This is a genomic window from Streptomyces sp. NPDC002742 (genome assembly GCF_042888885.1).
In the GTDB taxonomy this organism is placed as follows: domain Bacteria; phylum Actinomycetota; class Actinomycetes; order Streptomycetales; family Streptomycetaceae; genus Streptomyces.
Genome location: NZ_JBIAQF010000024.1, coordinates 104903 through 126153, shown reverse-complemented (window position 1 = coordinate 126153; position 21251 = coordinate 104903). Strand labels below are relative to the sequence as shown.

19 protein-coding genes are annotated in these 21251 nt (G+C 71.8%); 9 read left to right on the top strand and 10 right to left on the bottom strand.

Features of this window, described 5'->3' with window-relative positions:
- The first annotated feature begins 1 nt into the window (after position 1).
- Genes ACFYW8_RS33840 through ACFYW8_RS33830 form a run of 3 tightly spaced genes read left to right on the top strand, consistent with a single transcriptional unit; the run spans position 2 to position 2576 of the window.
- Positions 2–757, top strand: coding sequence for an SDR family NAD(P)-dependent oxidoreductase (locus ACFYW8_RS33840; RefSeq protein ID WP_389086798.1), 756 nt, complete (start codon positions 2–4; stop codon positions 755–757).
- The gene (locus ACFYW8_RS33835; RefSeq protein ID WP_389086698.1) at positions 754–1740 is read left to right on the top strand and encodes an aldo/keto reductase; all 987 of its coding nucleotides are present in this window, start codon (positions 754–756) and stop codon (positions 1738–1740) included. The genes ACFYW8_RS33840 and ACFYW8_RS33835 overlap by 4 nt, the downstream gene beginning before the upstream one ends.
- Entirely contained in the window at positions 1737–2576 is an 840-nt protein-coding gene (locus ACFYW8_RS33830; protein ID WP_389086693.1) for an amidohydrolase family protein, read from the top strand. Before ACFYW8_RS33835 ends, ACFYW8_RS33830 begins: the two co-directional genes overlap by 4 nt.
- Before the next feature lie 26 nt (positions 2577–2602).
- On the opposite strand, the gene ACFYW8_RS33825 is transcribed toward ACFYW8_RS33830, so the two are convergent.
- The 5 genes from ACFYW8_RS33825 to ACFYW8_RS33805 form a co-directional block, all read right to left on the bottom strand.
- A complete protein-coding gene (locus ACFYW8_RS33825) occupies positions 2603–3037 on the bottom strand; it encodes a hypothetical protein (protein WP_389086688.1) in 435 nt (144 codons plus the stop codon).
- A 53-nt stretch (positions 3038–3090) separates the two neighbouring features.
- On the bottom strand, positions 3091–4242 hold the full coding sequence (locus ACFYW8_RS33820) for a sensor histidine kinase (RefSeq protein ID WP_389086683.1): 1152 nt from the start codon (positions 4240–4242) through the stop codon (positions 3091–3093).
- Positions 4235–4930 carry a response regulator transcription factor gene (locus ACFYW8_RS33815; protein ID WP_365869864.1) on the bottom strand — a complete coding sequence of 232 codons (696 nt, stop codon included), beginning with the start codon at positions 4928–4930 and terminating at the stop codon, positions 4235–4237. Before ACFYW8_RS33815 ends, ACFYW8_RS33820 begins: the two co-directional genes overlap by 8 nt.
- Positions 4931–4998: 68 nt before the next feature.
- Entirely contained in the window at positions 4999–5709 is a 711-nt protein-coding gene (locus ACFYW8_RS33810) for a VanZ family protein (protein ID WP_365869865.1), read from the bottom strand.
- Between the two features lie 179 nt (positions 5710–5888).
- On the bottom strand, positions 5889–7319 hold the full coding sequence (locus ACFYW8_RS33805) for a lipase maturation factor family protein (protein WP_365869866.1): 1431 nt from the start codon (positions 7317–7319) through the stop codon (positions 5889–5891).
- 117 nt (positions 7320–7436) lie between these two features.
- On the opposite strand from ACFYW8_RS33805, the gene ACFYW8_RS33800 reads away from it, so the two are divergent.
- The 3 genes from ACFYW8_RS33800 (at position 7437) to ACFYW8_RS33790 (ending at position 11865) form a co-directional block, all read left to right on the top strand.
- Positions 7437–8744: a DUF6777 domain-containing protein gene (locus ACFYW8_RS33800; RefSeq protein WP_389086671.1), complete on the top strand. Its 1308-nt coding sequence runs from the start codon at positions 7437–7439 to the stop codon at positions 8742–8744.
- A gap of 78 nt (positions 8745–8822) precedes the next feature.
- Positions 8823–10898, top strand: a complete 2076-nt coding sequence (locus ACFYW8_RS33795; protein ID WP_365869868.1) for a SpoIIE family protein phosphatase — start codon at positions 8823–8825, stop codon at positions 10896–10898.
- A gap of 106 nt (positions 10899–11004) precedes the next feature.
- The gene (locus tag ACFYW8_RS33790; protein ID WP_389086664.1) at positions 11005–11865 is read left to right on the top strand and encodes an Fpg/Nei family DNA glycosylase; all 861 of its coding nucleotides are present in this window, start codon (positions 11005–11007) and stop codon (positions 11863–11865) included.
- A gap of 129 nt (positions 11866–11994) precedes the next feature.
- On the opposite strand, the gene ACFYW8_RS33785 is transcribed toward ACFYW8_RS33790, so the two are convergent.
- From ACFYW8_RS33785 to ACFYW8_RS33775, 3 genes are all read right to left on the bottom strand, one after another.
- Complete coding sequence (locus ACFYW8_RS33785; RefSeq protein ID WP_389086659.1) at positions 11995–12675, bottom strand: anti-sigma factor family protein; 681 nt, start codon at positions 12673–12675, stop codon at positions 11995–11997.
- Positions 12676–12893: 218 nt separating this feature from the next.
- Positions 12894–13409, bottom strand: a complete 516-nt coding sequence (locus ACFYW8_RS33780; RefSeq protein ID WP_365869871.1) for a hypothetical protein — start codon at positions 13407–13409, stop codon at positions 12894–12896.
- Positions 13410–13544: 135 nt separating this feature from the next.
- Positions 13545–14093, bottom strand: a complete 549-nt coding sequence (locus ACFYW8_RS33775) for a sigma-70 family RNA polymerase sigma factor (protein ID WP_389086652.1) — start codon at positions 14091–14093, stop codon at positions 13545–13547.
- Between the two features lie 277 nt (positions 14094–14370).
- On the opposite strand from ACFYW8_RS33775, the gene ACFYW8_RS33770 reads away from it, so the two are divergent.
- Positions 14371–15516 carry a CapA family protein gene (locus ACFYW8_RS33770; protein WP_389086647.1) on the top strand — a complete coding sequence of 382 codons (1146 nt, stop codon included), beginning with the start codon at positions 14371–14373 and terminating at the stop codon, positions 15514–15516.
- A gap of 13 nt (positions 15517–15529) precedes the next feature.
- On the opposite strand, the gene ACFYW8_RS33765 is transcribed toward ACFYW8_RS33770, so the two are convergent.
- Positions 15530–15994, bottom strand: coding sequence for a universal stress protein (locus ACFYW8_RS33765; protein ID WP_365869874.1), 465 nt, complete (start codon positions 15992–15994; stop codon positions 15530–15532).
- Between the two features lie 101 nt (positions 15995–16095).
- Here ACFYW8_RS33765 and lysX point away from each other — a divergent pair, with 101 nt between their 5' ends.
- Positions 16096–19374 carry a bifunctional lysylphosphatidylglycerol synthetase/lysine--tRNA ligase LysX gene (lysX, locus tag ACFYW8_RS33760; RefSeq protein ID WP_389086639.1) on the top strand — a complete coding sequence of 1093 codons (3279 nt, stop codon included), beginning with the start codon at positions 16096–16098 and terminating at the stop codon, positions 19372–19374.
- Between the two features lie 82 nt (positions 19375–19456).
- Positions 19457–20302 (top strand): polysaccharide deacetylase family protein, encoded by an 846-nt coding sequence (locus tag ACFYW8_RS33755; protein ID WP_389086634.1) that lies wholly within the window; start codon positions 19457–19459, stop codon positions 20300–20302.
- Positions 20303–20413: 111 nt separating this feature from the next.
- On the opposite strand, the gene ACFYW8_RS33750 is transcribed toward ACFYW8_RS33755, so the two are convergent.
- Positions 20414–21076: a class F sortase gene (locus ACFYW8_RS33750; protein WP_365869877.1), complete on the bottom strand. Its 663-nt coding sequence runs from the start codon at positions 21074–21076 to the stop codon at positions 20414–20416.
- Between the last annotated feature and the right edge of the window lie 175 nt (positions 21077–21251).

Genomic DNA, 21251 nt, shown 5'->3' with positions numbered 1-21251 from the left:
CATTCAGGATTTCGACGGACTCAAGGCACTCGTGACCGGAGGGGCTTCGGGGATCGGCAGGGCCACCGCCGACCTCCTCGCCGCCCGCGGCGCCCGGGTCGCCGTCCTCGACCTCGATCCCTCCTCCGTCGACAAGCCGCTGACCGGCCACCGCGCCGACGTCACCGACGACGCCTCCGTGCGGGCGGCCGTCGCCGCCGCGGTCGCGGACCTGGGCGGCCTCGACATCCTGGTGAACAACGCGGGCATCGGCGCCCGCGGCACCGTCGAGGACAACGACGACGAGGAATGGCACCGGGTGTTGGACGTCAACGTCCTCGGCGTCGTGCGGACGACCCGCGCCGCCCTGCCCCACCTGAGGGAATCCACGCACGCGGCGATCGTGAACACCTGCTCCGTCGCGGCCACAGCGGGCCTGCCCCAACGGGCCCTGTACTCGGCGTCCAAGGGCGCCGTCCAGGCCCTCACCCTCGCCATGGCCGCCGATCACGTCCGCGAGGGCATCCGCGTCAACTGCGTCAACCCCGGCACGGTGGACACCCCGTGGGTCGGCCGGCTCCTGGACGCCGCTCCCGATCCGGCCGCCGAGCGCGCCGCACTGGAGGCCCGCCAGCCCACCGGCCGCCTGGTGTCGGCCCCCGAAGTCGCGGGAGCCATCGCCTACTTGGCGAGCCCGCTGTCCGGCTCCACCACCGGCACCGCCCTCGCGGTGGACGGCGGGATGCAGGGGCTGCGGCCGCGCCCGGCGGTCCGGTGAACCCCCTCGGCGGGAGCGGAGTCCCCGTCACCGGGCTGTCCTTCGGCGCCGCGGGCATCGGCAACCTGTTCACCGAGGTCACCGACGAGCAGGCGTACGAAGCCGTCGACGCCGCCTGGACCAGCGGCATCCGCTACTTCGACACCGCCCCGCACTACGGCCTCGGCCTCTCCGAACGGCGCCTGGGCGCGGCCCTGCGCGACCGGCCCCGCGCCGAGTACACCGTCTCCACCAAGGTGGGCCGTCTCCTGGAGCCCGTGGACACGGGCGGCGACGACCTGGCCGACGGCTTCGCGGTGCCCGCCACACACCGGCGCGTCTGGGACTTCAGCGCCGACGGCGTACGCCGGAGCCTGGACGCCAGTCTCGAACGGCTCGGCCTCGACCGCGTGGACATCGTCTACCTGCACGACCCCGACGACCATGCCGAGCAGGCCTTCCGGGAGGGGTATCCCGCGCTGGAGAAGCTGCGCTCGCAGGGCGTGGTCGGGGCGATCGGCGCGGGCATGAACCAGACGGACATGCTCACGCGGTTCGTGCGCGAGACGGACGTCGACGTGGTGCTGTGCGCGGGCCGCTACACCCTCCTGGACCACGGCGCACTCACCGGACTGCTCCCTGCCGCCCAGGACCGCGGTACCTCCGTCGTCATCGGCGGCGCCTTCAACTCCGGCCTGCTCGCGGACCCGCGCCCGGGAGCGACGTACGACTACTCGGTGGCGTCAGGCGAGTCGCTGGACCGAGCACTGCGCCTGAAGGCGATCGCCGGGCGGCACGGCACCACCCTGCGCGCCGCCGCCCTGGCCTTCCCGGCCGCCCACCCGGCCGTGGCGAGCGTCCTGGCCGGCGCCCGTTCGGCGGCCGAAGTCCGCGACTGCGCACAGCAGTTCGCGACACTCGTACCCCGGGGATTCTGGCGGGAGCTGCACACGGAGGGCCTGCTGCCCGCCACCGCCCCTCTCCCCGTACGGGAACTGCCGTGACCGTCGACGCCCACCACCACGTATGGGACCTGTCGGTCCGGGACCAGGACTGGATCACCGGCCCTGAACTCCAGCCCCTACGACGGAACTTCGGCATGGCGGACCTCGCGCCGGAGGCGGCCACCGCCGGGGTGGACCGCACCGTCCTCGTCCAGACGGTCACCGTGGCCGACGAGACCCCCGAGCTGCTCGCGCTCGCGCAGGAGAGTTCGCTGGTGGCGGGCGTGGTCGGCTGGACGGACCTGACCCGGCCGGATGTCGCCGACGAGCTCGCGCGCCTGCGGGAGATGCCCGGCGGCCGTCGTCTCAGGGGCATCCGCCATCAGGTCCAGGGCGAGCGCGACCCCGGATGGCTGCTGCGCCCGGACGTGCGGCGCGGACTGGCCGCCGTCCAGGACGCGGGGCTCGTCTACGACCTGGTCGTGCGGCCGCGCCAACTGCCCGCCTGCGCACGGGCGGCCGCCGAACACCCCGGACTGACCTTCGTGCTGGACCACTTGGGCAAGCCGCCGATCGCCGCCCGCGCCCTGGACCCCTGGGCGGGCGCGGTACGCGAACTGGCCGCGCTGCCCAACACGGTGTGCAAGCTCTCCGGGATGGTCACCGAGGCGGACCCGGCGCGGTGGACCTCCGACGACCTGCGGCCGTACGCCGACACGGTCCTGGAGGCCTTCGGCCCCGACCGGACGATGTTCGGCTCCGACTGGCCGGTGTGCACGCTCGCGGCGACCTACGGCCAAGTCGTCCGGTCGGCAGAGGAATTGACATCCGGCCTGGACGGGAGCGAGCGCCGGTCGGTCTTCGCCGGCACGGCCGGCCGCGTCTACCGCGTCTGATCCTCCGTCCCCGTTCGCGGACGGTGTCAGCCGAGGGCAGGGCTGCCGAGGTCGAGCATCAGCAGGTTCCCCCAGTCGTTGGTGAAGCAGGCGCTCATGCCCTCGTAGCGCACCATGACGAACGGGTTGGAGTGGAACATCACGGCGAGCCACCGCAACGAGCGGTCGGCGTCGAGGCGGGCGAGGTGGCCGATGTCGCCCATCCCGCCGCCCCCGCCGGACATCCACCCCGTTCCGTCCGGCAGCGGGCTCTCGAAGCAGGTGTCCATCTCGTCGACGCCGTGTTCCTCAAGCGCCTGGGCCACATCGAACGGCACTCCGATGCGGAAGGGAATCGGCTGCCCGGCGTCCGGGTGGTACGCCCCCGGACCCTCGACACGCAACTCCGAGCCGGTGTCGTCCGGCCGGTACAGCCCGTCGCGGAGCGGCATCTCGCCGGCCTTCCAGAGCTCTTCGACCATTCCCACCACGCACCTCGTCGTCACTGTTCGGACCGCGGACTCCGGCGCGCGAGTCACCCGCTGACGCCTCGCCCATCATTGCCGAGCGCTCGGGGCGATGCCTGTTGCGTGCCGGGAAGCCGGACCGTGACGAGGAGACCGCCGGTGGGGCGGGGGGTGAGATCGAGGGTTCCGTCGTGGGCGTGGACGACGCTGCGCACGATGGCCAGACCGAGGCCGACGCCGGCGTGCTCGTCGCCGCGTACGCGTTCCGTTCCGCGCTGGAAGGGTTCGGTGAGGGTCGGCACCAGTTCCGGTGGGAGCGGACGGCCCGTGTTCTCGACCCGCAGCAGGCTCGTGTCGCCCTGCTCCTCGGTGTGGACCGTCACGGTGCCACCGGCGGGGAGGTTGTGGACGATGGCGTTCTGGACGAGGTTCGTGACCATCCGCAGCAGGAGCTCCGCGGAGCCGCTGGTCAGGGCCGCCGCGCCGGTGACGTCGAGCGTGATCCGGCACGTTTCGGCGAGGGGGAGCAGTGTTTCGGCGGCTTCCTCGGCGAGGAGGGAGAGGTCGACGGGCTCGGGGGTGAAGCTTCCGCGGTCGCCGCGGCTGAGCAGCAGGAGGGCCTCGGTGAGGTCGATCGCCCGCGTGTTGACAGCGTGCAGGCGTTCGACGAGTTCGCCCCTGTCCCGCGTGGGGTCCTTGCGGGCGACATCGAGGAGCGTCCGGGAGATCGCCAGCGGGGTGCGCAGTTCGTGGGAGGCGTTCGCGGCGAACCTCTGCTGCTCGGCGACGTGGGACTCGAGTTGTTCGAGCATGGAGTCGAACGCGTCGGAGAGTTCCCGGAATTCGTCCTGGCGGCCCGTCATACGGATCCGGTGGGACAGCGACCCGTTCCCTGCCAGCCGTGCCGCGGCCGTGATCTGTGTGAGCGGCGCGAGCATCCGGCCTGCGAGGACCCATCCCCCCAGGAGGCCGAACACGAGCAGGAAGACCATCGCCACGGCCGCGGCGGGGGCGAAGCCGCGCAGGAGGTCGGCGCGGCTGGGCCCGACGATGATCACGGCCCCGTACTTGTTCTGGAGGGATCTGGGGTCGTTGGTGGGCAGCCAGCGCAGCGCGAACACCCACATGACGGCCAGCAGGAGAGTGCCCGCGACGAAGAGGAATCCGGCGTAGCTGAGGGTGAGCTTCAGCCGGGCGCTGTGAACCGGGCGTCTATTCATGGGTGCCACCGGGGTGGGCGCTGTCCGTTCCGGTGTCGATCCGGTAGCCGACACCGGGCGCCGTGGCGATGATCCATGGTTCGCCGAGCCGTTTGCGCAGTGCGGAGACGGTGATCCGCACTGCGTTGGTGAGGGGGTCGGCGTTCTCGTCCCAGGCCCGTTCCAGCAGGTCCTCGGCGCTGACGACCCCGCCCTCGGCGGCGACGAGGACTTCGAGGACGGCGAACTGCTTACGCGTCAGCGCGACGTAGCGTCCGTCGCGGAAGACCTCCCGGCGGAAGGGATCCAGCCGCAGGCCCGCGATCTCGCGGACCGGGGGCCGGGCGTACGCGCGTCGGCGGTCGAGCGCCCTCAGCCGCAGGACGAGCTCCCGCAGCTCGAACGGTTTCGTGAGGTAGTCGTCGGCGCCGAGCCCGAACCCGGAGGCCTTGTCGTCGATCCGGTCGGCGGCGGTGAGCATGAGGATCGGGATGCCGCTGCCGGAGGCGACGATGCGCCGGGCGACCTCGTCACCGGAGGGACCCGGGATGTCGCGGTCGAGGACCGCGAGGTCGTAGGAGTTGACGCTGAGCAGTTCCAGGGCGGAGTCGCCGTCGCCGGCGATGTCGGCGGCGATCGCCTCCAGCCGCAGACCGTCACGGACGGCCTCGGCCAGGTAGGGCTCGTCCTCCACGATCAGTACGCGCATGTCCCAAGCCTAAGCAGCACGTCATATCGCCGGCGTACGCGGCGACGGGTGCGCATCGGACACACCTGTCAGCCGGTCGGTGCGGGCGCGGGGCGCGGCCGGTCCGACGGCGCCTGCGCCGTGGTGCGCCACCAGCGGCGCGACGCCAGGGCCGCCATTACGGCGCCGACGGTGTTGACCAGGACGTCGTCCACGGAGGACACCCGGTCCAGCCACAGGACGTACTGCGCGGTCTCGACCAGGACCGAGCAGCCCGCCCCGAGCGCCAGGATCCGCGGCACGGACGTCAGCGCCGCGAACCGCATCGGGGCGAAGAACCCCAGCGAAGCGAAGACCAGCAGGTTGCCGACGATCCCGAGCGGCCCCATCGTGACCAGGTCCCGCAGCGGTACCAGGCTCACCCGGCGTGGAGCTGTACCGGGCCCGGCGCCCGGCATCATGGTCAGCCACAGGAACGGCACCGTCCCGAGGACCATGCCCACCTCGGCCAGCGACCTGCGCCACGCCCACGCCGATGTGACGCCGGCGGCACGCCGAACGCGCGCCAGAGCCCACACCACCAGCGCGGCCAACGGCAGCGCGACCAAGGTCATGAGCACCACGCCGTTGAACGTGTCGAAGCAGCCGTGCCACCGGCCGGCCGCGCACATCGGAGCGGACATCATGAGCGGCCGCCGCACGACGAACGCGGCGCTCGCCACACCGAGGACCGCCAGGCCGAGAAGCACGATCCTGACCGTGCGGCGAGGCGGCTCCGACAGGGATGGGCTGTGGTTCATGCGTACATTGGAGACCGGGGGCCGTTGCGGTGGCGTATGCGATTTTCGATACGCCCGCGATACACGCGATACACGCGATACACGCGATACACGCGATACACGCGATACACGCGATCCCCGGCACCGTGGAACCGGCGCGGGTCGGCGGTGAGGCACACCAGTCACGGGCCGACCGCCGGCTAGTACGGGATCCGCCGCTCGCCCTCGCCCTCCAGCCGTGTCGGGGGAAGGAAGTCGCGCACGTACACCCGGTGCCAGCACGCGCCGGTCTCGCGCAGTTCGCGCCAGGTCGTGTACCTGTAGCGGAACAGGCGGGCGCGGACGTAGCGGGGCGGCGCGTCGGAGGGGAACGGGGAGCGGCGCAGCAGCCGCAGGGTGTCACGGTCGTTCTCCAGGAGCCGTTCGACCAGAGCCGAGAACCAGGTTCCGGCGTATCCGGGGGAGAGCGCCACGAACCACATCAGCCAGTCGAGCCGCAGGTGGTACGGCGCGAACTGGCGCGGCCAGTACCGCGGATCGCCCGGCTTGCCCTTGAACTCGTACTCCCGCCAGTCCGCGTCCTCACGTGGCACCTCGTCCGCGGTGCCCTCGACGACCACCTCGTGACGCACCCGGCTGACGCTGCCGAACGCCCCGTAGGTGTTGACCAGATGGAGCGGGTCGAAGGAGCGGTTCATGACCTGGCGCGGGGAGATCAGATTGCGCGCCGGACGGTAACCGAGGGCAACCAGGCCCGCGGCCACCACGAGGACGACCACCTCGTACCAGAGGGGCGCGGCGGCGACATGGGGCGCGGTGGTGGGGAGCTCGGTCACGCTCAGGGCGAGCGCGATCGTCGTCCAGTTCAGCCAGGCGAAGTTGCCGGACAGGACCAGCCACAGCTGGGTCAGGATCATCAGCGAGGCCGCCGCCGTCGCGACCGGCTGCGGGGTGAACAGCAGCACGGGCAGCACGAGTTGGGTGAAGTGGTTCGCGGCGACCTCGATGCGGTGGAACGGCTGGGGGAGATGGTGGAAGAACCAGCTCAGCGGACCCGGCATCGGCTGGGTCTCGTGGTGGTAGTCGAGGCAGGTCAGCTTCCGCCAGCAGGCGTCGCCCCGCATTTTGATCAGTCCCGCGCCGAACTCGACGCGGAACAGGACCCAGCGCATGAGGAACAGCACGACGACCGGCGGCGCCACCTCGTCGTTGCCGAGGAAGACCGCGAGGAAGCCCACCTCCAGAAGCAGCGACTCCCAGCCGAACGAGTACCAGGTCTGGCCGACGTTGACGATCGACAGATACAGGGCCCAGGGGACCAGCCACGACAGCATCGCGCCCCACAGCGGCAGCCGCCCGTCGAGGCCCGCGGCCAGCGCGAGCGACACCGCGCAGCCCGTCCAGCACCAGGCCGCGAAGAAGCGGTCCGAGTAGCGCAGCTGGAACACGCTCGGCGCGTCACGGAACGCGACCCGCCGCACGAAGCGGGGCACCGGCAGCATCCCGCGTTCTCCGATCAGCGCGCGGAACTGCAGGGCAGCACCCAGGAACGCGACGAGATACAGCACGGCCAGCGCCCGCTGGAAGACCAGCCGGCTCAGCCAGTAGTCGGGTGCGACGAACCACTCCATGGCGCGTGCTCCTCTCCCCTCCATTGTGACGCTGGGTGACCGATCTCCGCTTGCGTGCGCCAAGAGGGTGACGCAGAGAATGGTGCACGAATTGCCCGGGACGAACGGGAGAACGCGGTGCACATACCCACCAGGACCCTCGTCGCGGCCTGCGCGCTCGCGGCCGCGCTCCTCGTCGTCGGGGGCTGCGGGGGCGGCGACAGGGACAAGGCGTCGAACGGATCGACCGGCGGTGAGCTGTTCCTCCAGCCCGTCGCGGAGCGGGGACCCGACCCCTTCACGGCGTCCACCGACACCTCCACCACGACACCGTCACCTGTCACCCGAACGCCGCAGTCCACGCCCACCGCCGCGCGCGGGGTGCGCTCGTTCTCGGGCGCCACACCGGGCCTCTACGGAGGTGTCCGCGACGCCGGCAGCTGCGACGTCGAGAAGCAGATCCGGTTCCTGGACGCAGACCGGGCCAGGACCCGCGCCTTCGCCGAGGTCTCCGGAATCTCCCCGGGGTCCGTCCAGGACTATCTGCGCCAGCTGACCCCGGTCGTGCTGCGCGCCGACACCGGCGTCACGAACCACGGATTCGGTGCCGGACACGCGACCGGCTTCCAGGCCGTGCTCCAGGCGGGCACGGCCGTCCTCGTCGACAACCGGGGCGTGCCCCGGGTCCGCTGCGCCTGCGGCAACCCGCTGGGCCGGCCCACCCCGATCGACGGGAACCCGGTCACCCGGGGCAGGCCCTGGAGCGGGTACCGGCCCGGCCGGTTCGTCGTGGTGACCCCGGCGTCCCTGGTGATCACCGCCATCACGATCGTCGACGTCGACGACAACAGCTGGATCGAACGGCCGGTCGGCCACGACGGCCACCGTCACGACCACGTTGTACCGCCGCCCGACGGCCTGACCCCGACCCCGAAGCCGGAGGATTCCACGGCCCCGCAGGACCCCTCAGCCGACGCCTCGCCGGACGGGCGCAGCCCGTCCCCGGAAGCCTCGGCGTCCGACTGCGTCACCCCGGCCGCGACGCGAACCACGACGCCGGGGACCGGGGAGGGCACCCCGGGCGAGAGCGCCGCGCCCACCGGAGCGCCGACGGACGGCGCCGCCATGGACGTGTCCCGGCCGGACCGGTCCTCGCCGCCGCCCGCCGAGCCCTCGCACTGCCACACGGCCACCGCCACGGAACCGGGGACCACCCCGGCCCCCTCGGGCCGGAACACCGCTCCGCCGACGGACACCGCCGCCCCCGGCCGATCCGGCTCCCCGGAGCCCTCGGCACCGCGAGCCCCGTCCGACGAGCCGGGCACGCCCTCGGAGGACACCGGTACGGACGGCCCCGACGCACCCGACGGCGGCGGACTGATCCCCGACGGGCCGACCGGTCCGGACGGTGTCTTCGACGTCTCGACCGATGGCCTCGACAGCTGAACGCCCGCTCCTGTGGGGAGCCCGGAAACGGGCTCCCCAGAAGTCGAATAATCGGGCAAATGCTGGCATGGTTGCCCCATGGTTGATCGGGGAGCGAGCGCCCTGTCACTCCCGGACGACTGGCCCGCCCACCCGGATCCGATCCTGGCGCTCAACCGCATGGGCAGCTTCGACTGGGACCTGGACGCCGGTCTGATGCAGATGGACGCCCAGGCCCACGAGGTCTTCGACGTGCGCCCGGACGAATACGACGGGAACCCCGCCACCCTGGGCATGCGCGTCCCGCCGGCCGAGTCCATGCGTCTCGACACCATGGTGTCCCACGCCCTCAAGGACGGCAGCGAGAACTACGGCGCCTATTTCCGCATCCGCCGCCGCGACGGCACCCTGCGCTGGACCCACACCCAGGGCTACATCCGCCGCGACGAGAACGGCCGGCCGCGCAGGATCATCGGCATCGTCCGCGACGCCACCGACGAGCTCGACGAGAGCGCGGCACGCCGTGAACAGGCCGCCCAGAACGAGGTGAGGCGCCAGCAGACCAACGTCGTCCAGCTGACGACGGCCGCGCTGGCCCACGCCCGCACCGTCGACGACGTCATCGACGTCCTGCAGGACACCCACGGGCTCACCCACCTCGGGGCGGCCAGCCTGGTCATGGGCCTGGTGGAGGCCGGCCGCATCCGCATGGTCGCCACGGGCCCCGAGCACAGCTACGTCCCCGGCACCCGGGTCACTCGCCTGGACGCGCAGTACCCGATGAACGAGGTCGTACGGAGCCTCGCGCCGCACTTCATCGAGTCGCCCGAGGAGTTCGCCGAGTCGTACCCGCTCCTGTGGCCGAACATCACCGGCCTGAAGATCACCTCGGCCGCGTATCTGCCGCTCATCGTGCAGGCCCGCCCCATCGGAGCGATCGGCCTGCTCTACAACGACCGGCACGGCTTCTCGGAGGACGAGCGCAACGTCCTCGTCGCACTCGGCAGCAGCATCGCCCAGAGCCTCCAGCGGGCCATGTTCTTCGAACAGGAGAAGGACCTCGCCCAGGGCCTCCAACAGGCCATGCTGCCCCGCTCCATCCCCAGCGTGGCCGACGCCGACGTCGCCGTCCGCTACCGCTCCGCCTCCCTCGGCCGGGACATCGGCGGCGACTGGTACGACCTGATCCCGCTGCCGGGCGGCCGCGTCGGCGCCGTCATCGGCGACGTCCAGGGCCACGACACCCACGCCGCCGCCGTCATGGGCCAACTGCGCATCGTCCTGCGCGCGTACGCCGCCGAGGGCCACACTCCGCCCACCGTGATGGCCCGCGCCTCGGTCTTCCTCGACGAACTCGACACCGACCGCTTCGCGACCTGTCTGTACGCCGAGATCGACCTGTCCACCGGAGTGGCCCAGGTGGTGCGGGCCGGCCACATCGACCCGCTGGTCCGGCACACCGACGGAACCTGCCGTCGGCTGCCCGTGGAGGGCGGGCTGCCGCTCGGCCTGTCCGCCGAGTTCGGGAGCCTCGAATACCCGGTCACCACCGTCGAACTGGACCCCGGCCAGACCCTGCTGCTGTGCACCGACGGGCTCGTCGAGGAGCCGGGCGTCGACCTCGACGAGGGCATGCGCACCCTCGGCGAAATGATCTGCGGCGGGCCGGACGACGTCAGTGACCTCGCCGACCGGCTCATCGACATGGCCGAGGAACGCGGCGGGGACGACGACGTCGCCCTGCTGCTCCTGCGCCGCCACAGTGTGATCGACCAGCGCTCGGGCGGACGCCTCCAGCAGCATGTGGCGCCCGGCGACCCGGAAGCGCTCATCGAGGCCCGCCACATGATCCGGGCCGCGGTCCGCGCCTGGGGGGCCAGGGACCGGGCCGACGAGATCGAACTGGTCGCCGACGAACTGATCACCAACGCCCTCATGCACACCGAGGGCTCCGCCATCGTCACCCTGCGGGTCCTGACCGGCTCCGACCGCAGACTGCGCGTCGAGGTCGAGGACTCCTCCAGCGCGCTGCCGCGCCGCCGCGAGGCGGGCGAGTCCGGTGTCTCCGGCCGCGGACTGCTGCTCGTCGACCGCCTCACCGACGTCTGGGGCGTCGAGGCGCGCGGCGGCGGCAAGTGCGTGTGGTGCGAGTTCATGGTCCGGGAACGGAACTGATCCCTGGCCGTCGTCGGCGCCGGACACTACTTCGATCCCGGCGTCGTCGGCGCGGGACGGCACCGTGATCTCTGGCGTCGTCGGCGCCGGATGGCACCCTGGACGTATGCCGGAACTGCCCGAGGCCGAAGCGCTCAAGGACTTTCTGGCCGACCACCTCGTCGGCCGCCGGGTCGTGCGCGTGCTGCCCGTCGCCATCAGCGTCATGAAGACGTACGACCCTCCCGTGTCCGCTCTGGAGGGACGCGAGGTCACCGCCGTCCGCCGGTTCGGCAAGTTCCTCGACATCGACGCGGGGGGACTGCACTTCGTCACCCATCTGGCCCGCGTGGGCTGGCTGCACTGGAAGGACAGGCTCCCCGACGGCCCGCCCAAGCCCGGCAAGGGGCCTCTCGCGCTGCGCGTCGCGCTGGAGACCGGCGAGGGCTTCGACCTCACCGAGGCGGGCACCCAGAAGCGGCTCGCCGTGTACGTGGTCGAGGACCCGGGGCTGATTCCCGGAGCGGCCCGGCTCGGCCCGGACCCGCTCGCCGACGACTTCGACGAGAAGCGGTTCGCCGGGCTGCTCCAGGGCGAGCGGCGCCGGCTCAAGGGCGCGCTGCGCGACCAGAGCCTGATCGCGGGCGTGGGCAACGCCTACAGCGACGAGATCCTGCACGCCGCCCGGATGTCCCCCTTCAAAATCGCCTCCTCACTGACCCCCGAGGAGACCCGGCGGCTCTACGAGGCGCTGCGCGGCACGCTCGCCGAAGCCGTGGAGCGCTCCCACGGGCTCGCCGCCGGACGGTTGAAGGCGGAGAAGAAGAGCGGTCTGCGGGTGCACGGGAGAACGGGGGAGGCCTGCCCGGTGTGCGGCGACACCATCCGCGAAGTCTCCTTCAGCGACTCCTCGTTGCAGTACTGCCCGACCTGTCAGACGGGCGGCAGGCCACTGGCGGACCGGCGGATGTCCCGGCTGCTGAAGTAGGCGGAGCCGCGGTCGGCCCGCTGAAGTCCCGGTGCCTCGGCAGGGGTTGCGGCGTGGCCGCCCGAACTGCGGGACTTGCGGCGGCGAGGGGCGGGTCTCGGTGGTGCGAACGGTGGGACAGGGCGCTGTTCAGGGGGAGTTGAGCGTCACGAGGTGTTTGCCGTCCGCCGTGCGCACCTCGAAGCGGCGGATCTCGTCGGGCCGCATCGACGAGCCGCCCTGCATGGTGATGGCGGCGCCGTTGTGCGGGGGCTCCATCCAGCTCGTCACCGCCTGCTCCGAGCCGTCCTCGCCGATGGCGACGAGCTCGCAGGAGCGGGGGCCCTTGGCGTCCTTGACCTGGACCTCGATCTCACTGCCCCAGACCCGGTCCCGGGTCGTCACCTGGGCCCAGACCCCGGTCTGGGCGTCGGTCCTGGCCATCTGGTTCGCCGGGGGCTCGGCCGCGGCGAACCGGTCCGAGGGCGAGTCGTGGGCGGTGACGAGGGCGATCGTGGGACCGCCCGCCGCGAGCACCACGGAGGCCGCCAGGGCGTACAGGAAGCGCCGGCGGCCGGCCCGGTTGCGCGTGGCCACCTCACCGAGCAGCCGGTCGAGCAGCCGCGGCCCGGGGGCCGCGAACGGGTGCACGCTGCGCGGAGTCGACCGGCGGTACAGCATCAACTGCCGTGTGGCGGGGCGGAACTCGCTCACGTACGCGGTGCACCGAGGGCACTCCATGAGGTGGTCCTCGAAGCGGAAGGCTTCCGCCTCGCCGAGCACGCCGAGCGCATAGGCGCCGACGTCGCGATGCCGTTCCAGGGACCTCATACCGAATACCGAATCCTCGTGGCGTTGGTGCGGACTGTGAGTGGTGTTGCTGTTGCCCACGGGTACGCACCAGACCGTCGAATCACTCAAGACTCGTCCGGAATCGGGGTCAGGACATTCGGAGCACGGGAGCTCGCGGATTGGTGCGAGCTCGAAAAAACTGTTCCCGGCGCGATCTCGGCCGTCGCCGGAAGGGTCCCGGCGCGGTCATGGCCCCGTCAGAAGAGGTGGATGGCCAGATGCCCGAGCGGCAGTCCCAGCCGCCAGGCCGCCGTCCACACCTTCGGACCGTCGTCCTCACCTGGTACGGAGCCGCCGCCGGGCACCGCGTCCAGGTCCGGAGCGAGCAGTTCCGTCTCCTCCAGCCAGCGCCAGGCCGCGGACGCCAGCTTCAGATCGGGGTCGGGCGCGGCGGATCCGACGGCCTCGGCCGCGCGCAGCGCCAGGTGTTCGCGCACCCACTCGTGCCAGGGCTGGTCGTACGCCGTCAGCGAAAGCCAGGTCTCCATCTGGGTGATGACCCGGATCCCGGGGAGTTCGCCCCCGCTGTCGGACAGGAAGACGGTCAGCGCCAGGGCGTCGCGCCCGGCGCGGAACTCGAAGGAGGTGGGCGGCATCAGGTCGCCCGTCCGCAGCAGTTCGTCAGCGATGTACTCGGCGTACAACCAGGCCATGGGGACGGTGAGTTCGCCCCCGCCGGTACCGTCCGTGCTCTCTTGCCCTCTGTGCAGCATCCCTTCCTGCCTTCCTCCGGTGCGTGCGCGTCGCCCGACCCCGGGCCCCAGTCCGGAACACGGATGAGGCAAGCTGATTGCTCAACCATGGTCCTCAGCAAGGCGCTTTACGGAGGTTTGACCAAACCTTCCGTTTCACCGCAGGTCGGCCGCGTATCCCGGAAGAACCCGGCGCAGGGCGCGCAGCGCGTAGTACGCGCGAGACTTCACGGTACCCGGCGGAATCCCGAGTGCCGCGGCGGCCTCCGCCACACTCGCCCCTTGGAAGTACACCAGCACCAGGACTTCACGGTGTTCGGGAGTGAGTGTCTTCACAGCCTCCCGCACATCGAGCGTCGCCGCCGACCGTTCGGCGTGATCGGCACAGACCCGCGCGGTGTCGAGGACGGCCTCCCCGACCTCCGGAGGTCGTGCCTGCCGGGCCCGGCGCGCGTCGATGGCGAGCCGCCGCCCCACGGTCAGCAGCCAGGGCCGAACGGAGTCGAACTCGTCGGCACGCAGGGCCTCGGGGTGCTGCCAGGCGCGTACGAACGTCTCCTGCAGCAGGTCCTCGGCGCGCTGGCGGTCGCCGTCGGACAGGCGCAACAGCAGGGCGAAGAGGGGGCGGCCGTGCTCACGCTGGAGTGCGGCCAGCTCGTGCTCGGCGGTCGTCCCGTGGGTGATGGTGGTGGTTCCGGCCGTCATGGCGTGTATGTCAGCGTGCCGGGCCCCGTGCGGACAGGCCGGGAGCACGGTTGTGCGGTGGGCGGTCGAAGCCGTCGGTGAACGGTGCGCCGAACGGTCCGCCGAGGTGGAGCCCCGGATTCCGGGGCAGCCGCTCCCGGCGCGCCGCCGTTCGCCCCGAAGGGCATGCCCGTGCGCGCCGAACGGGTTAGCGGCGGTGGTGTCTCCTTGACTGCCGGCTGCCCGTGTACGTGGATGCGTATCAATTGGTAATTAAATACGACGGTATGGGGTCGGCATGATCACACGCGCGCGACTGATCAATCTGGCCCTCGCGGCCGCCCTCGTCGCGGCGGCGGCCTGCCAGGCCCAGCGTTCGGGCGCGCACGGGCGCGGCGGGCAGCCCGCACCCGCGGCCGCCCGCGGCTTCACGCTCGTCGCCGGCGGCGCAGTCCTGTCCGACAGCTCGGTCGTCGAGCGGGCGAACTCCGACGCGGGAGGCGTCGGATACGACTTCCGGCCGATGCTCGCGGGCGTACGGCCGGTGGTGTCGGGGGCCGACCTGGCGATCTGCCGGATGGAGACCGTCTACGACGCCGGCCACACCGGCTCCCCAGCCTTCAAGACCCCGCCCCAGGTGGCCGAGGGCCTCGCCGCGACGGGCTACGACTCCTGCTCCACCGCCTCGGACCACACCCTGGACGACGGCGCCGAGGGCGTCCGGCGCACCCTGGACGCGCTGGACCGCGCGGGCGTGCGGCACGCCGGATCGGCGCGCACCGCGCGGGAGGCGAACGGCGTGACCCTCATGCGGGCGGGCAGCGCCCGGGTCGCCCATCTCGCGTACACCGACGACGCGAACGGGCTCCCGCTCCCCGGCGGGCAGCCCTGGGCGGTCGGCCTGATCGACCCCGACCGGATCGTCGCCGACGCCCGCGCCGCCCGGAAGGCGGGCGCCGACGTGGTCGTCGTCTCCCTCGACGGGGGCACCGCGTGGCAGGACGAGCCCGACGAGCGGCAACTGCTGCTGAGCCGGCGGCTGACCGCGTCCCGCACCGGCGGGCGGCCCGACATCGACCTGCTCCTCGGCACCCACGCACGCGTCCCGCAGGCGTACGAGAAGGTCAACGGCACCTGGGTCGTCCACGGCACCGGCGACCAGATCGCCGGCGAGATGTACAACGACCAGGGCGTCCAGGACCCGCGCGGCGACGAGAGCACCATCGCACGCTTCACCTTCGCCCCGCCCGCCCGGCGGGGAGCGCGGTGGGAGGTGACGAAGGCCGAGTTCATCCCGCTGGCCTTCGACCTCGACGCCGGCCGGGTCGTCGATCTCAACGCCGCGCTGGAGCAGGGCGCCGCGGTCGGCGCCGTGCGCGACCGGATCAGGGACGTCGTCCTCGGCCGGGGCGCGGGCCGGTCCGGCCTCGTCATGGGGAAGTGACGCAGGAGCCGTCCTACGGCACGACCGTGACCGGCCAGCGCCCCGCCTTCACCAGACGGATCGCCACCGAGCCGACGATACGGTGCCCCGCCTGCTCGGACGCCCCGACCACCACGGCGTCCGCCTTCAGCTCGTCCGCGGCGGTGACCAGGCCGTTGTAGGGGTCGCCGTGGAAGGTGTGGAACTCCCAGCGCACATCGAATATGTCCTTCACCCGCTCGGTCGCGTCGCGGATGTACTGGATCAGATCCGCGGCGATCTCGTCGGTCGTCTCCGCGACCGGCACCCCGAGCGCCGCCCCCGCCGCCATCACCGGCTGGATGTAGACGACCGCGAGCAGCGCCCGCTGCCGCCGCGCCAGCCCCCCGGCGTACGCCGCGGCGCGCAGCGAGGAGTCGGAACCGTCCACGCCGACGACGATGACCTTGGGACCGTCCGTCCCGCGCTCGAACCCTTGCGCGTGCTGCTCTTCCGTCACGGCTGCGAGGCTATCGGAAGGCGCAGGTCCCACGGCCTCGGGGGAGCGGGGAGGATTCGCTCGACGGGCGGGGCGGCGCCGCTCTTCCTACAGTCGGAACCATGAGTGCCACCGTGGAGGCCCACCCCCCGAAGACCACCACCGGCCCGAAACGGCCGCCTCGGGACGGCTTCCTCAGCAAGGTGCCCGAAGCCTTCGCCACGTTCTTCGGCGCCATCGGCCTGCTCTGCGCCCTGCTCGCCTTCATCCCCCCGGTCCGCGCGCTGCTCCGCCCGGTGGTGCGCTTCCTCGACCTTCTGATCATCCCGGTCAGCGCCAACCTCGCGTACGCCGTCTTCCTCTTCCTGCTCGCCGCCGCGACGGCCGCCCGCAAGCGGATCGCCTGGTGGCTGGTGGTCGTCTACCTCGGCCTGCTGGTCCTGACCGACGCCCTCGGGGTCTCCGTCGGCCTGTACGCCGCCTCGATCCCCTCGCTGGTCGTCTGCGGGCTCCTGCTCGCGCTGCTGATCGTGGCCCGACGGGAGTTCTACGCGGACTCGCGGCGCGCCGCCGTACGACGGGCGCTGCTCGTCCTGTTCACCGGACTCGTCGTGGCGATCCTGCTCGGCTGGGGCCTGGTCGTGCTGTTCCCCGGCACTCTGCCGGAGGGCCAGCGGCTGCTGTGGGCCGCGAACCGGGTCTGCGGCGGACTGGTCTCCGGGCGGTCGTTCGACGGCCGTCCGCCGCGCTGGCTGTTCTTCGTCCTCGGCCTGTTCGGCGCCCTCGCCCTGCTCAACGCCGCCGCCGCGCTCTTCCGTTCCCAACGCCTGGTCGCGGCCCTGCACGGCGACGAGGAGGCCCGTATCCGGGCCCTGCTCCAGGCGTACGGCGGTGACGACTCGCTCGGCTACTTCGCCACCCGCCGCGACAAGGCCGTCGTCTTCTCGCCCAGCGGCAAGGCGGCCGTCACCTACCGCGTCGAGGCCGGAGTGTGCCTCGCCAGCGGCGATCCCGTCGGCGACCGGGAGGCCTGGCCGCACGCGATCGCTGCCTGGCTGGACATCGCCCGCCGCTACGCCTGGGCGCCCGCCGCGATGGGCGCCTCCGAAGACGGTGCCAGGGCGTTCGCGCGCGCCGGGCTCGGCGCCCTCCAACTGGGCGACGAGGCGATCCTGCACGTCGCCGGCTTCGACCTTTCCGGCCGCGACATGCGCGTCACCCGGCAGGCCGTCAACCGCGTCAAACGCACCGGCGCCGGCTGCCGGGTACGCCGCCACTCCACCCTGTCCGAAGCCGAGATGGAGGAGATCGTCAGCCGGGCCGACGCCTGGCGCGACACCGAGACCGAACGCGGCTTCTCGATGGCCCTCGACCGGCTCGGCGACCCCGAGGACGGCGACTGCCTGCTCGTCGAGGCGATGGGGTCCGACGGCAAACTCCTCGCCCTGCTCTCCTTCGTGCCCTGGGGCCGCGACGGCATCTCCCTGGACCTGATGCGCCGGGACCGCAGCGCGCCCAACGGCGTCATGGAGTTCATGGTCGCGGAGGTGTGCGCGGTCGCCGGGAAGTTCGGCGTCCGGCGCATCTCCCTCAACTTCGCGGTGTTCCGCTCGGTCTTCGAGGAGGGCGCCCGCATCGGCGCGGGCCCGGTGCTCAGACTCTGGCGCAGGCTGCTGCTGTTCTTCTCCAAGTGGTGGCAGCTGGAGGCCCTGTACCGCTCCAACGCCAAGTACCACCCCGAGTGGTACCCGCGCTTCATCTGCTACGGCGACACGGGCGCCCTGGCCCGTATCGGCATGGCCTCCGCCATCGCCGAGGGCTTCGTCTCGGTGCCCTCGCTGCGCACGCTGTGGGGAAAGGGCCATGTGAAGGGCGGACCCAAACCCGCCACCACCGCGGGGCTGCCGTCGCTGTCGGCCCTCGGTCTGCCCACGGGGGACGGGACCGAGGCCGGTGATCCCACCACCGGTCTGCCCGACCAGGTCCGCGTGCGGCACCGCAAACTCGACCGGCTGCGCGCCGAAGGAACCGACCCCTACCCGGTCGGCATCCCGCCGCGCACGCATGTCCTGGCCGACGTCCGCGGCGGCGAGGACGTGACCGTCGCCGGGCGCGTGATGCTCGTACGCGACTTCGGCGGCATCCTCTTCGCCGTGCTGCGCGACTGGTCGGGCGATCTCCAGATCGCCCTCACCCGCAAGGAGTCCGGCGCCGCGCTCGACCGCTTCCGGCAGGTCGTCGACATCGGCGACCACATCAGCGCCGACGGTCTCGCGGGCGCCAGCGACACCGGCGAACCCACGGTCTTCGTCACGTCCTGGCAGCTCACCGCCAAGTGCCTGCACCCGCTGCCCGACAAGCGCAAGGGACTCGCGGACCCCGAGGCGAAGGTCCGCCGCCGCTATCTCGACCTGGTGTCCAGCACCGGGGCCCGCGATGTCGTACGGGCCCGCTCCACGGCCGTCCAGGCGCTGCGCCAGGGCCTGCTCGACCGCGGCTACCTGGAGGTCGAGACCCCGATGCTCCAGCAGATCCACGGCGGTGCCAACGCCCGGCCCTTCACCACCCACATCAACGCCTACGACCTGAACCTGTATCTGCGCATCGCGCCCGAGCTCTACCTCAAACGGCTGTGCGTCGGCGGCATGGAGAAGGTCTTCGAGATGGGCCGTACCTTCCGCAACGAGGGCGTCTCCTACAAGCACAACCCCGAGTTCACGATGCTGGAGGCCTACCAGGCCTTCGCCGACTACGACGTGATGCTCGTCCTCGCCCGCGAGCTGATCCAGGGCGCCGCGACCGCCGCCTTCGGCTCACCGATCGCCCGCAAGGACGGCACCGAGTACGACATCTCGGGGGACTGGCCCGTCAAGACGGTGTACGGCGCCGTCTCGGAGGCGCTGGGGGACGAGATCGACGCCGACACGTCCCTGGAGGCGCTGCTGCGGCTGTGCGACCGTGCGGGCGTGCCGTACACCGCGGACGACGGACGCGGCGATGTCGTACTGGAGATGTACGAACGTCTGGTCGAGGAGAAGACCCGGCTGCCCACCTTCTACAAGGACTTCCCGACCGAGGTCTCCCCGCTCACCCGGCAGCACCGCACCGATCCACGCCTCGCGGAACGCTGGGACCTTGTCGCCTTCGGCACCGAACTGGGCACCGCCTACTCGGAGTTGACCGACCCGGTCGAGCAGCGCCGACGGCTCACCGAGCAGTCACTGCTGGCCGCCGGGGGCGATCCCGAGGCGATGGAACTCGACGAGGACTTCCTCGACGCGCTGGAGTACGCGATGCCGCCCACCGGCGGGCTGGGGATCGGTGTCGACCGGCTCGTCATGTTCCTCACCGGCCTGACGATCCGCGAAACGCTGCCGTTCCCGCTCGTGCGACGCCGCTGAAAATGGTCCAGGCGGGTGCATTCACGGGGCCCTACCGGTGTTGCTCGGCGTGGTGAGCCCTCCGCCGGGTGACTGATTGGTCATGAAAAAGGATCAGCTGATTACCCGGCGCCGGGCGTTGATCGCGGGCGCCGCCGCCCTGGGGGCGGCCGGGGCGGCGGGCACAGCCCGCGTCCTGACCGCCGGCCAGGACGTCGAGCCGGCCCGGACTCTCCCGCGTTCCGGCCCGCAGGCGTCCCGCGCCCTCAAGCCGTCCGCCTACCGCCTCCAGCCGATCGCCGGGTACGGTCCGCCGCCGAACAGCGCCCACCTGCAGACCCTCGTCCGGCACGAACCGTTCATGCGCGTGTCCGCGCGCGGCCGCAGCCTGGTGCTGACCTTCGACGACGGCCCCGACCCGCACTACACCCCCGAGATCCTGCGTACCCTGCGCGAGTACGACGTGCACGCCATGTTCTTCGTGTGCGGGGAGATGGCCAACGACAACAGGGACCTGCTGAGCGAGATGGCCGACGACGGACACACCGTGGGCAACCACACCTGGAGCCATCCGCTGCTGACCAAGCTCTCGCGCTCCGCGATCCGCTCCGAGATCGAGCGCACCAGCAAGGTCATCGAGGAGGCCTACGGCGAGCCGCCGGTCTGGTTCCGCGCGCCGTACGGGGAGTGGAACCGGGCGACATACCAGATCGGCGCCGAACTCGGCATGGAACCCCTGGCCTGGACGATCGACACGCTCGACTGGTCGATGCCGGGCACCCGTTCGATCGTCGGCGCGGTCGAGAAGGGGGCCGCCCCGGGCGTCGTCGTCCTCTCGCACGACGCGGGCGGTGACCGCTCGCAGAGCGTTCAGGCGCTGCGCGCCTATCTCCCGCACCTGCTGGACTCCGGCTATCACATCACGGTACCGCGCCGGAAATACGCCTAGAAACGAAGGCGGGCCCCGCGCACCGAGCGTCGCGGGGCTTTAGGCCGGACCGGCCGGCGGGAGGTGAAAATCCTCCCCGACCGGCCTTTCGCCCGCCCGGTCCGGTAACGCTCAGCGCACCTCGGACAGACGGGCGAAGACGACCACGTTTCCGTCGTAGCCGTGCTGCTTGGAGAAACCGCCTCCGCACGTGATGACGCGCAATTCCGGGGTGCCCTTGCTGTTGTACACACGGTCGCCGGGGAAATCGCTCTTCGCGAAGACCTCGATGCCGTAGATCTCGAACACCGCGGTCTTCCCGTCCTTGCGCAGGACCTCGATCCGGTTCCCCTTCTTGAGCGCCCCGAGCCCGTAGAAGACGGCGGGGCCCCGCATGTTGTCGACATGGCCCACGACGACGGCCGTGCCCTTCTCGCCGGGCGAGACCGCGCCGGTGAACCAGCCGGCGAGATTCGGGTCGTCGGGCGGCGGCGCGTCGACCCATCCGTCCATGTCCAGGCCCACCGGCATCACCGGGGCGTCGACCCGGATGGCCGGGATCCGCACCCGGTCGACGACGGAGTACGGCAGCGGGTCCGGCGTGTTCGAGAACGTGGCACCCGGCGTTCGGCTGTCCGCCGCGGCCGCCGAGGCGGGCTGCGGGGGGCCCACGTCGAACTCACCGGAACCGTTCCGAATGAGTGCGAGGCCGGTCAGCAGAACAAGCGCTATCACGCCCCAGGGGGCGCGCTTCCTCTGCCGCTCCTCCTCTTCGGCCAGCTCGGACGCAGACATTCGCAATCCCCTCTCGACGCGGCCGTCGCCTCGTCATCCGCGCATATGAGCACGCTAATGGCAGCGGGACCGCCCGGCGACGGGGCGCGGGCGAACGGGTGGCGGGACGAATGCCCCGTGCGCCATCCGAGTTGCCGTGACCAGGAATCTTCCGACGGTGCGTGACCTGCGGCAA

Bases quoted from the DNA above. Each gene is read 5' to 3' on its own strand.
- ACFYW8_RS33825 (WP_389086688.1), bottom strand. From the start codon at position 3,037: ATGGTCGAAGAGCTCTGGAAGGCCGGCGAGATGCCGCTCCGCGACGGG.
- ACFYW8_RS33820 (WP_389086683.1), bottom strand. From the start codon at position 4,242: ATGAATAGACGCCCGGTTCACAGCGCCCGGCTGAAGCTCACCCTCAGC.
- ACFYW8_RS33815 (WP_365869864.1), bottom strand. From the start codon at position 4,930: ATGCGCGTACTGATCGTGGAGGACGAGCCCTACCTGGCCGAGGCCGTC.
- ACFYW8_RS33810 (WP_365869865.1), bottom strand. From the start codon at position 5,709: ATGAACCACAGCCCATCCCTGTCGGAGCCGCCTCGCCGCACGGTCAGG.
- ACFYW8_RS33805 (WP_365869866.1), bottom strand. From the start codon at position 7,319: ATGGAGTGGTTCGTCGCACCCGACTACTGGCTGAGCCGGCTGGTCTTC.
- ACFYW8_RS33795 (WP_365869868.1), top strand. From the start codon at position 8,823: ATGGTTGATCGGGGAGCGAGCGCCCTGTCACTCCCGGACGACTGGCCC.
- ACFYW8_RS33790 (WP_389086664.1), top strand. From the start codon at position 11,005: ATGCCGGAACTGCCCGAGGCCGAAGCGCTCAAGGACTTTCTGGCCGAC.
- ACFYW8_RS33785 (WP_389086659.1), bottom strand. From the start codon at position 12,675: ATGAGGTCCCTGGAACGGCATCGCGACGTCGGCGCCTATGCGCTCGGC.
- ACFYW8_RS33780 (WP_365869871.1), bottom strand. From the start codon at position 13,409: ATGCTGCACAGAGGGCAAGAGAGCACGGACGGTACCGGCGGGGGCGAA.
- ACFYW8_RS33775 (WP_389086652.1), bottom strand. From the start codon at position 14,093: ATGACGGCCGGAACCACCACCATCACCCACGGGACGACCGCCGAGCAC.
- ACFYW8_RS33770 (WP_389086647.1), top strand. From the start codon at position 14,371: ATGATCACACGCGCGCGACTGATCAATCTGGCCCTCGCGGCCGCCCTC.
- lysX (WP_389086639.1), top strand. From the start codon at position 16,096: ATGAGTGCCACCGTGGAGGCCCACCCCCCGAAGACCACCACCGGCCCG.
- ACFYW8_RS33755 (WP_389086634.1), top strand. From the start codon at position 19,457: ATGAAAAAGGATCAGCTGATTACCCGGCGCCGGGCGTTGATCGCGGGC.
- ACFYW8_RS33750 (WP_365869877.1), bottom strand. From the start codon at position 21,076: ATGTCTGCGTCCGAGCTGGCCGAAGAGGAGGAGCGGCAGAGGAAGCGC.